The following is a 12860-nucleotide window of genomic DNA, read 5'->3' on the forward strand; positions in this document are numbered from 1 at the left end:
GCCGCTACGCGGCGAGCCACCCTCTCCCACAAGGGGGAGAGGGAAACCATCTCACGGCCTGCCGTAGTTCGGCGCCAACAGGCGGTTGCGGATCAGATAGCTCATCGTGCGCGTCCAGGATTCATCGGTGTTGCCGCGCATGTCGGCGCTGGCGGCCGTGATCATGTTGCCGGTCTTCACGTCACGCAGGTAAATGTTGAGATTGATGATCAGGTTCGAGACCTTCTGCACCATGCCTGTGATCTCGAGGTCCGCGCCCAATTGTCCGGCAAGCTTGAGGTCGCAGCCGCCGCAGGCCTGCAGATTGCTGTGACGGGCGGCATCCCTGACCGGCGCGATATCGAGCACCTGGAACTTGCCTGACTCCGCCAGCTCCTTGCGGAGTTGCTCGCTGATGCGATCGAGCCGCGCCTCTTCCGGCTTCGAGCCATAGAACTCGCCGGGCAGGCTGGTGTCGATCAGCTCGAAATCGAACACGGCAAGTTTTGGCGGATCGGCGGCTGCCTGCGAAACCATCAGCAGCAAAGCTGCGAAACATATCGGCGCTCGCATGATCGTGATTCCGATCCTCGTGTTGCGACGACCAAATGCGGGGTTGCAAGCCCGGCCAAATCGGTCATGCTTGAACAGAAACAATTCTCCACCGGCGGTCAAGCCGGGGAGGAGGTTGCGGAGGAAGCATGATCCGATGGTTGCTCGGCCCTATCGGCCTGTGTCTGGCAGCGGCGCAAGCGCTCGCGGCCGACCCTGTGACGATCGGCGTCGGCTATCTCGGTTTAGCCGGCACCAGATCGACGCTCTCGCTGGTCGAGCAGCCGGCCGAGAATGACGGCGTTGCCGGCGCCAGGCTCGCGATCGAGGACAACAACACCACAGGAAAATTCCTCGGCCAGCGCTTCACGCTGGAGGAGCACCGCATCAGGGAGGGCGAAGATCCGGTCCAGGCTGCGACTGCGCTTGCCGAGCACAACGGTTTTATTGTCGCCGCCCTGCCGGCCGATGCGCTGTTGAAAGTCGCCGACGCCTTGCACGATCGCGGCACCTTGCTGTTCAACGCCGGCGCCATCGACGAGCGGCTGCGCGAGGCCGATTGCCGCGCCAATGTGATCCACACCGCGCCGACACGCGCGATGCTGGCGGATGCGCTCGGCCAATATCTGGTGTGGAAGAAGTGGTCGCGCTGGCTGCTGGTGGTCGGCTCGCATGATGAGGACAAGCTCTATGCCGATGCGCTGCGGCGTGCGGCCGCACGCTTCGGCGCCAAGATCGTGCAGGAGCGCACCTTCGAGGACACCGGCGGCGCGCGCCGCACGGATAGCGGCGTCACGCTGATCCAGCGGCAGATGCCGGTGTTCACGCAACAGGCGCCTGCCTATGACGTGCTTGTCGCCGCGGATGAAAGCGAGGTGTTCGCCGCCTATCTGCCCTACCGTACCTGGGACCCCCGCCCCGTCGCCGGCTCGGCCGGCCTCGTGCCGCGCAGCTGGGATGCGGCGCAGGACCAATGGGGCGCGACGCAGATGCAGAACCGCTTCATGAGGCTGAACGCGCGCCGCATGACCGCGCTCGACATGCAGGCCTGGACCGCGGTGCGCATGATTGGCGAAGCGACCTCGCGGACCAATTCCGGCGAGGTCAAGAAGGTCACCGATTTCATCAAGGGGCCGAATTTCGAGGTCGCCGCGTTCAAGGGCACAAGGCTGACGCTGCGCGACTGGAATCTGCAGTTGCGGCAGCCGATCCTGCTGGTCGACGGCCGCATGGTGGTGTCGGTGTCGCCGCAGGAAGGGTTTCTGCACCAGGTCTCCGAGCTCGACACGCTCGGCTACGACCGCCCGGAGAGCAAATGCAAGCTGAAATGAACTTTTGTGAGATGGGCTCAAACTGCGGCCGCAACGGCGCTGCGCCCCCTCCCCCGCTTGCGAGGGAGGGTTGGGGAGAGGGTGTCTCGACAACGAAGACCCCCCAAGAGGAGCGAGCCCTCTCCCGCATCGCATCTTGCGATGCGCTGCGACCTCCCCCGCAAGCGGGGGAGGTGAAGACCGCCCGCGGATGGACGTTGCGCGTGCCGGGAGCAGCATCGCTCGTGGCACTCGCGCTCGCCGCCACGCCCGCGCACGCCTTCATCGCCTATGTCTCGAACGAGAAAAGCAACACGGTGTCTGTCATCGACACCGACAGCTGGACCGTCACAAAGACCATCAAGGTCGGCCAGCGGCCGCGCGGCATCGAGTTCACGCGCGACGGCAAGTTCGTGATGGTCGCGGTCGGCGACGACGACACCATCCAGCTGATCGACGCCAAGACGCAAGCCGTGGTGGACACCCTGCCCTCCGGCCCTGACCCTGAATTGTTCACCCAGGATGCCGCCGGCAAGACGCTCTATGTCGCCAACGAGAACGACAACACGGTGACCGTGATCGACCTCGAGAAGCGCGCCCGCCTCGGCGATATTCAGGTCGGCGTCGAGCCCGAGGGCATGACCATCAGCCCTGATGGCAAGACCCTGATCAACACATCCGAGACGACCAACATGGCGCATTTCATCGATACGGCCTCGCGCCAGATCGTCGCCAACGTGCTGGTGGATGCGAGGCCGCGCTTTGCCTGTTACAAGCAGGACGCTTCCGAATTATGGGTGTCCTCCGAGATCGGTGGTACCGTCTCGATCGTCGATCCCATGAAGCACGAGGTGATCGGCAAGGTCACATTCGAGATTCCGGGCCTGCGGAAGGAAGCGATCCAGCCTGTTGGTATCGGCATGACCAAGGACGACAAGACCGCCTTTGTCGCGCTCGGCCCTGCCAACCGTATCGCGGTGGTCGACACCGCCACGCGCAAGGTGATGAAATATCTCCTGGTCGGCCAGCGCGTCTGGCACATGGCCTTCACGCCGGACGAGAAATACCTGCTCACCACCAACGGCGTCTCCAACGACGTCTCCGTCATCGACGTCGCCGCGCAAAAGGTGATCAAGACCATTCAGGTGGGCGAACTGCCCTGGGGCATCACGATCGCGCCAGGGATCGCGCCATGACCAGCCCCGCTCCTGTTGCCGAACCGCGCGAGACGCCACGGCCCGATCCCGCCGCGGTACCGGCGCTGTCGATCGACGGTGTCAGCCATTCCTACGGCCAGCGCCGGGCGCTGACGGACGTCTCCTTCAACGTACAGCCCGCAAGCTTCACCGCCCTGCTCGGGCTCAACGGCGCCGGCAAGAGCACGCTGTTCTCGCTGATCACGCGGCTGTTCGGCATTCAGACCGGCCGCATCGGCATCTTCGGCCATGACATCAGCAAGAGCCCCGGCGAGGCGCTGCGCCTGCTCGGCGTCGTGTTCCAGCCGCGCACGCTCGATCTCGACCTGTCGCTGACGCAGAATCTGCTCTATCACGCGGCGCTTCACGGCATCATCAGGCGCGAGGCGGCCGCGCGCAGCGCGGAGCTGCTCGCGCGCATTGGCCTCAGCGAGCGTGCCGGCAGCAAGGTGCGCGATCTCTCCGGCGGCCAGATGCGGCGGCTGGAGATCGCCCGCGCGCTGCTGCACCGGCCGCGCCTGCTGCTGCTGGACGAGCCGACCGTCGGGTTAGATGTCAAGGCGCGGGCCGACATCATCAGCCATGTCCGCCAGCTCGTGACCGAGCAAGGCATCGGCGTGCTCTGGGCCACGCATCTGTTCGACGAGATCATGCCCGGTGACGATCTCGTCGTGCTGCACCAGGGCAAGGTGCTGGCGCAGGGGCCGATGAGCCGCGTCCTCACCGAGGCCGGCGCGCAGGACGTCAACACCGCCTTCATGCGCATGACGGGCGCGCAAGTGATGCCGGGAGGCGGCGCATGAGCAGCATCACCACGCGCGACACACCGCGCGGCTTCTCGTTACAGGAGTACATGACCTGCCTCACCGGCATTGTCTGGCGCGAGGGCCTGCGCTTCCTGCACCAGCGCGAGCGCTTCGTCTCGGCCTTGGTGCGGCCGCTGGTATGGCTGTTCATCTTTGCGGCCGGCTTCCGCCAGGTGCTCGGCATCTCCATCATCCCGCCCTACGAGACCTACATCCTCTACGAGGTCTTCATCGCGCCCGGGCTGATGGCGATGATCCAGCTGTTCAACGGCATGCAGTCCTCGCTCTCGATGGTCTATGACCGCGAGATGGGCAATATGCGCACGCTGCTGGTGAGCCCGTTGCCGCGCGGCTTCCTGTTGTTCTGCAAGCTGCTCGCGGGCACGGCGGTGTCGCTGCTCCAGGTCTATGCGTTCCTGATCATCGCCTGGTTCTGGGACATCACCCCGCCTCCGATCGGCTACCTCACCGTGCTGCCGGCGCTGATCCTGTCAGGGCTGATGCTGGGCTCGCTGGGAATGCTGATCTCCTCCGGCATCAAGCAGCTCGAGAACTTTGCCGGCGTGATGAACTTCGTCATCTTCCCGATGTTCTTTGCGTCGTCCGCGCTCTACCCGCTCTGGCGGGTGCAGGAGGGCAGCCCCTATCTCTCCTATGTCTGCCAGGCCAACCCGTTCACCCATGCGGTGGAGCTGATACGTTTTGCGCTGTATGGGCAGATCAACTGGATCTCGCTCGCCGTGGTCGGAGCTTGCACAATCGTCTTCATGACGGCAGCGATTTTCGCCTATGATCCCTCGCGCGGACTGGCGCGGCGCGGGCCTGCGGGAGGCGAAGGATGATGGTTCGAGCCCTTGCCTTGGCGGCCCTTGCGTTCGCGGTCTCCACGGCGGCGCGCGCCGCCGATCCGCGCTATCCCAACTGGCCCTGTGCGCAGGCCAAGGTTCCGGAGATTTCGCTGGCCGCGGTCTGGGCCGGTCCGGAGCTAGGTGACGCCGAGAGCAAGTGGAAGGAGGACAGCAAGATCAGCGCGCTGGTCGCCAAGCTCGCGGCGCGCAAGACGCCGCTGGACGAGGCCGAGAAGTCGGTGAAGGAGTTCCTGGCCGGCTCCGCCGACAAGACCGCGAACGCAAAGCTGCTGTTCGCCGGCCTGTTCGACACGCTCAACGCCCAGCGCTCCCAGGTCATGAGCGGGCTTGAACGCGTCAGCCGCAAGCAGCGCGAGGCCGCCGACAAGATCCGCGAGGAGACCATCCAGCTCCAGGCACTCCAGGACGCAACGCCCCGCGACGACGCCAAGGTCGACGCCATGAGCAACCAGCTGATCTGGGAGACCCGCATTTTCGAGGACCGCCGCAAGGTGGTGCGCTTCGTCTGCGAGGTTCCGACCGCGATCGATCAGCGTCTGTTCGCGCTCGGCCGGGTGATCCAGCAGGAAATGGAATAGCGCGAGCCTTATAACGTCAATCCTGCTGACGGCTTTCATAAAAGTTCCCGCGATATCAGTGCGATCCTTAATGTTTGCCGCGCTATCTGCCGGAACCAAATCGATCTAGGATGGCTTGTCCCGTGAATCAAACGCCGGAGGCCTCGATGGGAACAGCAAAATTCATTTTCGCAGGCGCTGCGGCCATCACCGTGCTCGCAACCAGTGCCTTTGCTGACGACAAGACCGGAATGGTCACCAGCATCAACAGGCTCAACAATACGATCTCGATCCAGGAGATGCAGAAGGGCACGGTCGGCGGTAGTGCCGGCGGCGCCGGCGCGCTTCAACAGTACAAGGCCAAGGATGCCGCGATGCTGGATGCCGTCCATGCCGGCGACAGGGTGACGTTCACCGCGACCGACACCGACGGGGCGAGCACGCTGACGAAGTTGCAAAAGCAGTAGGGCGACGCTCTACCCACCCCGTATTGCGAGCGCAGCGAAGCAATCCAGAGTCCCTCCGCGGAAAGATTCTGGATTGCTTCCCTGCGCTCGCAATGACGGGGAGAGAGCCAGGCCTATTGCTCCGGCCGTGGCTCCGGCCGCGCCTCCTCCGTCGGCAGCTTCGCGTGCTCCCAGCCGTCGGTGCCGTCGGGATACCAGGCAACGTTGGCATAGCCATAAGCCAGCGCGCGCTTGGCGGCGTTCCAGGACATCCAGCAATCGGCGAGGCAATAGATCACCAGCAGCGCGGCCTTGTCATCGTGCGAGGCCTGCGCAAGGCCACGCTGGAAATAATCGTCCATCGCAGGCGGCAGCGCGCCGTAGCCGGTGTCGGGCAGCCAGATGCTGCCCGGGATATTTTTCCGCGGCGTATCGCGCCACACCGTGCCCGCGGGGAGGTTCTTCGGCTTCGGTGCACGCGGCAGCACATCGACGAAAGCACCGCTCTTCGCCCGCCAGATTGCCTCGGCGTCGGCCGTCGTCAGCACGCGCGCGCCTTCCAGCGTCGCCGGCACCGGCGCGCGGTAATTGTCGGTGCGATAGCCCTCCGGCTCGAACGGCTCCTGCTGCCGGGCCTGACCTTGCTGCGCCGACACTTGCTGCACCAACACTTGCGCCACCAGTGCGGCGGCGACGAGCGCAGCGGCAAGGGGCCATCTCATGGCGTCTTCTTGGCCGCCTCCACGCCGAGCGGCCTGTCATTCTCGTCGAGCAGAGGCACTCCGAAGTCGAGCAGGATCTTGTTGATCTCGCCCTGGTTCTCCTGGATCAGCTTGTTGAGCTGCCGCTTCCAGTTCTGATCCGCGGCGCGCACGCCCATGCCGATGCGATAGACCAGTTTTGGCCCCGAGCTTTCCTTCACCAGCGGCGTCACGTGCAGCGAGCCGGCCTTCTTGGCGTAGTACCCCGCCATCGGCCCCCACAGCACACCGGCATCGATCTTCCCCGAGGTGAGATCGTCGATCATGGCCTGCGCCGAATTGTCGTAGCGTGTATCGATCATCAACGGATAGGGCTTGGCGTCGCTCATCAGCCCGGCAATCGCCATGTTGGTCGCCGGCGGCGTGCCGGCGATGATACCGACATGCTTGCCCTTCAGCCTGGGATCTTCGAGCGTGTCGACATCCTCGAGCCCGCTGCCCTCTTTCGCAACCAGCGCATAGGTGGTGCGGTAATAGGGATTGGTGCCCTGCACGATGTCGTCGCCCTGCGGGAAGCCCATGATGACGTCGCAACGATGCGCACCCAGCGTCATGCGCACGAAGCCTGTGGCTTGCGGGAAGAAGACGTAGTCGAGCTTCTTGCTGAGCTTGTCGGCGAACAGCTCGGCGAGCTTGTTCTCGATGCCCTCGCCCTTCTCGTTGGAGAACGGCATGTTGCGCGGATCGGCACAAACCCGCAGCACCTTGGGATCGACCAGCTCGAACGAGAGATCGCCACCATCGCTCGTCTGCGCGCGGGCAACGCCGCCGATCGCACAAGATGCCGCCATCACGCACAGTGAAACCAACCAGCGACGATGTCGTCCGGCCTCCATCGCGCTTCCTCCTCATTTCCCTCGAATGCTACTCTTTTGTTTGCCAAACTTGGTGTTGGCTCGTTGTGTTGCAGTGCAATGAGGCCAATCCTGAACTGAGGCGGAAAAGTGTCGCAGCTCGTTTCAAAGATCGCAGCCCTGTCTCTGCTTGGACTCGCGACGCTAGCACGCACTGGGGCAGCCGAATTGCCTGTAAGCGAAGTCGCGACCGGAATCTTCGTGCACTCCGGGACCATCGCCCTGATGACCCGTGAGAACGAAGGCGATATCGCCAATGTCGGCTTCATTGTCGGCGAGGACGCCGTGGCCGTGATCGACACCGGCGGCAGCCTGCGCGAAGGCGAGGCGCTGCTGGCGGCGGTACGGGCCCACACCAGGAAGCCGATCCGCTATGTCATCAATACCCACGGCCATCCCGACCATGTGTTCGGCAATGCCGCCTTTCTCGCCGACGGGACCAGCTTCGTCGGCCACAGCAAGCTGCCGCAGGCGCTGGCGAGGCGCGGCCCCTATTATCTCGACAATTTCAGGCGCATCATGAGTGGGGAACTGATCGATCCCGTGAAGATCGTGCCGCCGACCATGCTGGTAAAGGACACCATGACGCTCGATCTCGGATCGCGCATGATAACCTTGCGGGCGTGGCCAGCCGCGCACAGCGACAACGATCTGACCGTGTTCGACGAAACCACGAAGACGTTGTTCGCCGGCGACCTCGTCTTTCTCCGCCACGTCCCGGTGATGGACGGCAGCCTTCGTGGCTGGCTTGCCTTGCTGAAGCAGTTGGAGGCCATTTCGGCGGTCCGCGTCATTCCCGGTCACGGCCCTGTGAGCGATTGGCCTGCCGCCCTGTCAGACGAGCGGCGTTATCTCACGACGCTGCTGTCGGACGTCCGTACCTCGAACAAGAAGGGCGAGCCGATCCGGACCGCGGCCGAGAAGGCCGCCGCGACGGAGCGGTCGCATTGGGAACTGTTCGACGATTACAACGCCCGCAACGCAACCGCAGCATTTTCTGAAATTGAATGGGAGTAGTGGGCGCGCTACCTTCGCCCTGATATTCGCCTCGTCCGCACAGGACCTTGATCATGATGGGATGCATACGCCGCCTGCCGCTGATCGCCGCGCTGCTCGGCATCGCCTTTGCGCTGCCTGTGAGCGCCGAAGAGGTTTATGATCCCTGGCCCGGCCTGGTGCAGGATATCTTCAACAACCGTCCGATCAACGACGGCGCCGAAATCATCGCCATCGAGATGCCCTATCGCGCCGAGGATGCGGCGATCGTACCGGTGACTTTGCGCAGCAAGCTGTCGCCCGCTGACAGCCGCCGCATCCGCTCGATCACGCTGGTGATCGACCGCAACCCGGCGCCGGTGGCCGCGAAGTTTGAGCTTGGCGCAGATGCGAATGTCAGCGAAATCTCCACGCGCGTGCGCGTCAACAACTACACCGATGTGCATGCGGTCGCCGAACTCAGCGACGGCCAGCTCTACGTCTCCAAGACCTATGTGAAGGCCTCAGGCGGCTGCTCGGCGCCGGCGGGGAAAAACGCGGAGGAAGCCCAGAACCACCTCGGCCAGATGCGCTACCGGCAATTCTCGCGCGAGGACCTGCCTGCGAGCCGCATCCGTGAGGCCCAGATCATGATCGGCCATCCCAACAATTCCGGCCTGCAGATGGATCAGGTCACCCAGCTCTATATCCCCGCTTTCTTCATCAACCAGCTGAAGCTGACGCAGGATGGCAGCCCGGTGCTGTCGATGGAAGGCGGCATCTCGATCTCGGAAGATCCCAATCTGCGCTTCACCTATGTCTCCAACGGCGCGAAGCGATTCCGCGCGGAGGCCAAGGACACGGACGGACACGTGTTCCGGAATGAGTGGGACGTGGAGAAGTCCGGGACGTAAGTCTCCCGGATGGCCGGGCTTGTCCCGGCCATCCACGAACTTTGCACCCAGCCCAAGAACGTGGATGCCCGGGACATCTAGCGCGAAGACGCGCTTCGCGCTCCTGCCCGGGCATGCCGGAAACGGCGAGCTGAGCCCAAAGAACTAGAAACATCGCACCTCGGCCTCGGCCTGCGCCCTGCGCAAATCATTCACGGCGGCATTCGCCTGCTCGGAGGTCCGGAACTGGGTACCGAGATTGCCGCGAACCTGGGACATGCTGAGCGCGGTCTCTGCAGTGACATAGCGTTCATAGGGGACGATCGAGGCGACCACGTCGATCGAGCAGGAGCATTGCTCGATCGCCTGCCGCGTCTCGCCATTGGCTTTCATGCAGCCATAGACATATTCCGCGCGCGCTGAGGTCGGATAATCATTGGCCTCCTCGGCTCGCACCGCATAGCCGGTCGCCGCGAGCATAGCTACAGCGGCGACAACAGGTCGTAACTGTCCCGCAAAGTTCATGAGCATCCTCCCGGCTGGTTGCGATGGAAGCTATGCTATGCCTATTGTCCTGAGAAGCACTCTATCCGAGGAAATGGCCCACAAGGTGATGAGAGTTCTGGCACGAACAATAGTGCTGGCGATGATGCTGGCGCTGGGCACGGCGGCCCACGCCGCTGATGTCGTCCGCCTTGCGGTGCAGAAGACCGGAACGTTCTCCTGGGAACTGGCGACGATCCGCGCGGCCGGGCTCGACAAGGAGGCCGACCTGTCGCTTGAGGTCACCGAGCTTGCGAGCCCCGAGGCCGGCAAGATTGCGATGCGCGCCGGCAATGCCGACATCATGCTGTCGGATTGGCTCTGGGTGTCGCGCGAGCGTGCGCTCGGCGCCAAGCTGACCTTCTATCCCTATTCCAGTGCGCTCGGCGCGGTGATGGTGCCCGCATCCTCGCCGATCAAGACGCTGGCCGATCTGAGGGGACGCAAACTCGGCGTCGGCGGCGGCCCGATCGACAAGAGCTGGCTGCTGCTGCAGGCGCGGATGAAGCAGGACGGCATCGACCTCAAGTCGGATGCGGCCATCGTCTATGGCGCGCCGCCCCTGATCGCCGCCAAGGCGCTCGACGGCGAGATGGATGCGAGCGTGAATTTCTGGAATTTCTGCGCCCAGCTCGAGGCAAAGGGTTTCCGGCGCCTCGCCGGCATCGAGGACATCTTGCCGAACCTCGGCGCCAAGGGCGCGGTCTCTGCGGTCGGCTATGTGTTCGATGAGGGCTGGGCCGCCAGCCATCGCGACGCCGTGGCGCGCTTCCTCGCCATGACCCGCAAGGCCAAGCAGCTTCTGGTCACCTCCGATGCGGCCTGGGACAAGATCGCCCCGCTCACCGGCGCGAGCGATCCGGCCATGCTGAAAACGTATCGCGACCGCTATCGCGACGGCATTCCGCGCCGGAGCATCAGTGACGAGGAGGCGGATGCGCGCGTGCTTTATCGCGTGCTGGCCGAGACCGGCGGCCGTGACCTGGTCGGGCCGGCGGCCGAGCTCGATCCCGGCACGTTCTACCACGCCGTCCCCGGAGACTGAGGTGCTGCGCCTTCTGTCGATTGCCCTGCTGCTTGCGATCTGGTGGACAGCCGCGCTGTTCGTCGGCGGTGCAAAACTGCCCTCCCCGCCTGTCGTGCTCCACGTCATCATCGCGGAAGCGGCGTCCGGCGCGCTGTTCCTGCATCTCGGCGCCACGCTTGCGCGCGTTGCGCTCGCCTTCGTGCTCGCGATGTCGGTCGGCAGTGCCATCGGCTATCTGATGGGACGGGTGACGCTCGCGGACCGCCTCGGCGATCCCTGGCTGATCCTGCTGCTCAACCTGCCGGCGCTGGTGGTGATCGTGCTGGCCTATATCTGGGCCGGGCTCACAGAGGCCGCGGCCATCGCAGCGATTGCCATCAATAAGCTGCCGACCGCGGTGGTCACCTTGCGCGAAGGCACGCGCGCACTCGACCGTTCGCTCGACGAGATGGCGAGCGTCTTTGCGATGCCGCGCTGGCGCGCCTTCCGTCATGTCGTACTGCCTCAGCTTGCCCCCTATATCGCGGCCTCCGCCCGCTCCGGCCTGTCGCTGGTCTGGAAGATCGTGCTGGTCGCCGAGCTGTTGGGACGGCCGAACGGCGTCGGCTTCGAGATCGGCGTCGCCTTCCAGCTGTTCGACACGCCGCGCCTGCTCGCCTATTCCCTGACCTTCGCCGCGGTCGTGCTCGTGATCGAGACGGCGCTGGTGCAGCCGTTCGAGGCCCGCGCAACGCGGTGGCGACCCCGTGCGGCTTGAGGTCGACATCACAGGCAAGACCTATCGGAGCGCTGCGGGTGGACCGCACGAGGTGTTGGCGCCGATCAAATTCGCGATTCAGTCCGGCGCAGTCGGCGTGCTCGTCGGCCCCTCAGGCTGCGGCAAGAGCACGATGCTGCGCATCATCCTCGGACTCGACCGCGACTTCGACGGCCATGTCGCCCGCCCGCCGGAGGCGCGGATCGGCATGGTGTTCCAGGAGCCGCGGCTATTGCCGTGGCGCTCGGTCGAGCAGAATGTGCGGCTGGCGGCGCCCGACGTCACCGATGGCAAGCTGTCGGAGCTGTTCAGGATCCTCGAGCTGGAAGCGCATCGCAGTCACTTTCCAGGCGAATTGTCGCTGGGCCTTGCCCGCCGCGTCGCGCTCGCCCGTGCCTTCGCGGTCGAGCCCGATCTGCTGGTGCTCGACGAGCCGCTCGCCTCGCTCGACGACGCCCTCGCCGGACGCCTGCGCGACGAGATCGCGACGCTGGTGGCGAGCCGTCCCGTGATGACGCTGCTCGTCACCCACAGCCTCGAAGATGCCATCCGTCTCGGCGACCGCCTGTTCTTCCTGTCGCCCCGCCCCGCACGCATCGTGCAGGAGGTGCCGATCGCGATTCCGCGCGCGAAACGGAACGAAGTTGAGCTCGCCAGGATCAGGGCGGAGCTTGCGGCGTTGGAGCTTGAAACGAAATGAGAACTCGTGATCAACTAAGTTCAACGAGATTGTCGTGGGAGGTCACCGTGCGCCGCCAGCTGATTGCGACAGGCATCCTGTTGATTGCGATGACGGGCGCGACGCTCGCTCAGACCAAGGGCAAGGGCATCCGGCTCTGGAATTTGACCAGCGAGACGATCTCCGGCTTCCAGCTCGCGCCATCAGGCAAGACCGACTGGGGCCCGAACCAGTGCCTGAACGACAAGGACAAGGAGGTCGACCACGACGAACGGCTGCGCATCACCGGCATCGAGCCCGGCCGCTACGACGCCAAGGTGAGCTATCCCAATTCGCGGCAATGCATCGTGCGCGACATCGAGATCAAAGCCGACGCAGTGTTCTCGATCTCCGACAAGGATTTGAAGGATTGCACCAAGTAACGTTCGCGCGTCACGCCTTGTCATGCGTATGCGGAAATTCGCAGCGCCAGCGCACCGCCTGCCATTTCGGGTGATCACCGATCCATTGCGCGATATAGGGCGGCGCGGCCATAGAGCATTGCGCCGGCGAGCCGCCAAAATTGAAGACCAGATGCTGCTCCTCGCAGGTCGCAGGCGAGAGCACCACACAAACGGTCACTACAAGGTCGATCGGATTCATGCCGGGATCCTCGC

General features: G+C 64.4%; 17 protein-coding genes. 12 read left to right on the plus strand and 5 right to left on the minus strand.

Annotated elements, in window-relative coordinates:
• Nucleotides 1–51: 51 nt before the first annotated feature.
• Nucleotides 52–552 (minus strand): DUF3280 domain-containing protein, encoded by a 501-nt coding sequence (locus XH80_RS28565; RefSeq protein WP_271601448.1) that lies wholly within the window; start codon nucleotides 550–552, stop codon nucleotides 52–54.
• A gap of 128 nt (nucleotides 553–680) precedes the next feature.
• Between XH80_RS28565 and XH80_RS28570 the strand changes: the two genes are divergently transcribed.
• From XH80_RS28570 to XH80_RS28595, 6 genes are all read left to right on the plus strand, one after another.
• Nucleotides 681–1862 (plus strand): ABC transporter substrate-binding protein, encoded by a 1182-nt coding sequence (locus XH80_RS28570; protein WP_271601449.1) that lies wholly within the window; start codon nucleotides 681–683, stop codon nucleotides 1860–1862.
• A 173-nt stretch (nucleotides 1863–2035) separates the two neighbouring features.
• The gene (locus XH80_RS28575; protein ID WP_442869182.1) at nucleotides 2036–3037 is read left to right on the plus strand and encodes a YVTN family beta-propeller repeat protein; all 1002 of its coding nucleotides are present in this window, start codon (nucleotides 2036–2038) and stop codon (nucleotides 3035–3037) included.
• Nucleotides 3034–3840 (plus strand): ABC transporter ATP-binding protein, encoded by an 807-nt coding sequence (locus XH80_RS28580; protein WP_271601450.1) that lies wholly within the window; start codon nucleotides 3034–3036, stop codon nucleotides 3838–3840. The genes XH80_RS28575 and XH80_RS28580 overlap by 4 nt, the downstream gene beginning before the upstream one ends.
• Nucleotides 3837–4685: an ABC transporter permease gene (locus XH80_RS28585; protein ID WP_271601451.1), complete on the plus strand. Its 849-nt coding sequence runs from the start codon at nucleotides 3837–3839 to the stop codon at nucleotides 4683–4685. Before XH80_RS28580 ends, XH80_RS28585 begins: the two co-directional genes overlap by 4 nt.
• Nucleotides 4682–5290, plus strand: coding sequence for a hypothetical protein (locus XH80_RS28590; RefSeq protein ID WP_271601452.1), 609 nt, complete (start codon nucleotides 4682–4684; stop codon nucleotides 5288–5290). Before XH80_RS28585 ends, XH80_RS28590 begins: the two co-directional genes overlap by 4 nt.
• Nucleotides 5291–5436: 146 nt before the next feature.
• Nucleotides 5437–5736 carry a copper-binding protein gene (locus XH80_RS28595; RefSeq protein WP_271601453.1) on the plus strand — a complete coding sequence of 100 codons (300 nt, stop codon included), beginning with the start codon at nucleotides 5437–5439 and terminating at the stop codon, nucleotides 5734–5736.
• A gap of 113 nt (nucleotides 5737–5849) precedes the next feature.
• Here XH80_RS28595 and XH80_RS28600 read toward each other — a convergent pair whose 3' ends face one another.
• Nucleotides 5850–6437 (minus strand): PQQ-dependent catabolism-associated CXXCW motif protein, encoded by a 588-nt coding sequence (locus XH80_RS28600; protein ID WP_271601454.1) that lies wholly within the window; start codon nucleotides 6435–6437, stop codon nucleotides 5850–5852.
• Complete coding sequence (locus XH80_RS28605; RefSeq protein ID WP_442868530.1) at nucleotides 6434–7312, minus strand: substrate-binding domain-containing protein; 879 nt, start codon at nucleotides 7310–7312, stop codon at nucleotides 6434–6436. Before XH80_RS28605 ends, XH80_RS28600 begins: the two co-directional genes overlap by 4 nt.
• Before the next feature lie 108 nt (nucleotides 7313–7420).
• Between XH80_RS28605 and XH80_RS28610 the strand changes: the two genes are divergently transcribed.
• Nucleotides 7421–8347: a quinoprotein relay system zinc metallohydrolase 2 gene (locus XH80_RS28610; protein WP_271601455.1), complete on the plus strand. Its 927-nt coding sequence runs from the start codon at nucleotides 7421–7423 to the stop codon at nucleotides 8345–8347.
• 53 nt (nucleotides 8348–8400) lie between these two features.
• Nucleotides 8401–9219, plus strand: coding sequence for a quinoprotein dehydrogenase-associated SoxYZ-like carrier (locus tag XH80_RS28615; protein ID WP_271601456.1), 819 nt, complete (start codon nucleotides 8401–8403; stop codon nucleotides 9217–9219).
• A gap of 144 nt (nucleotides 9220–9363) precedes the next feature.
• On the opposite strand, the gene XH80_RS28620 is transcribed toward XH80_RS28615, so the two are convergent.
• Nucleotides 9364–9723 (minus strand): hypothetical protein, encoded by a 360-nt coding sequence (locus XH80_RS28620; RefSeq protein ID WP_271601457.1) that lies wholly within the window; start codon nucleotides 9721–9723, stop codon nucleotides 9364–9366.
• Between the two features lie 121 nt (nucleotides 9724–9844).
• On the opposite strand from XH80_RS28620, the gene XH80_RS28625 reads away from it, so the two are divergent.
• Genes XH80_RS28625 through XH80_RS28640 form a run of 4 tightly spaced genes read left to right on the plus strand, consistent with a single transcriptional unit; the run spans nucleotide 9845 to nucleotide 12626 of the window.
• Nucleotides 9845–10786, plus strand: coding sequence for an ABC transporter substrate-binding protein (locus XH80_RS28625; RefSeq protein WP_271601618.1), 942 nt, complete (start codon nucleotides 9845–9847; stop codon nucleotides 10784–10786).
• A 1-nt stretch (nucleotide 10787) separates the two neighbouring features.
• Nucleotides 10788–11525, plus strand: a complete 738-nt coding sequence (locus XH80_RS28630; protein ID WP_271601458.1) for an ABC transporter permease — start codon at nucleotides 10788–10790, stop codon at nucleotides 11523–11525.
• A complete protein-coding gene (locus XH80_RS28635; RefSeq protein WP_271601459.1) occupies nucleotides 11515–12225 on the plus strand; it encodes an ABC transporter ATP-binding protein in 711 nt (236 codons plus the stop codon). The genes XH80_RS28630 and XH80_RS28635 overlap by 11 nt, the downstream gene beginning before the upstream one ends.
• A 47-nt stretch (nucleotides 12226–12272) precedes the next feature.
• Nucleotides 12273–12626: a hypothetical protein gene (locus XH80_RS28640; RefSeq protein ID WP_271601460.1), complete on the plus strand. Its 354-nt coding sequence runs from the start codon at nucleotides 12273–12275 to the stop codon at nucleotides 12624–12626.
• A 10-nt stretch (nucleotides 12627–12636) separates the two neighbouring features.
• Here the strand turns inward: XH80_RS28640 and XH80_RS28645 are convergent, their stop codons facing one another.
• A complete protein-coding gene (locus tag XH80_RS28645; protein WP_220001069.1) occupies nucleotides 12637–12846 on the minus strand; it encodes a hypothetical protein in 210 nt (69 codons plus the stop codon).
• Between the last annotated feature and the right edge of the window lie 14 nt (nucleotides 12847–12860).

It is taken from the genome of Bradyrhizobium sp. CCBAU 45384, from assembly GCF_028128665.1.
Classification (GTDB): domain Bacteria; phylum Pseudomonadota; class Alphaproteobacteria; order Rhizobiales; family Xanthobacteraceae; genus Bradyrhizobium; species Bradyrhizobium manausense.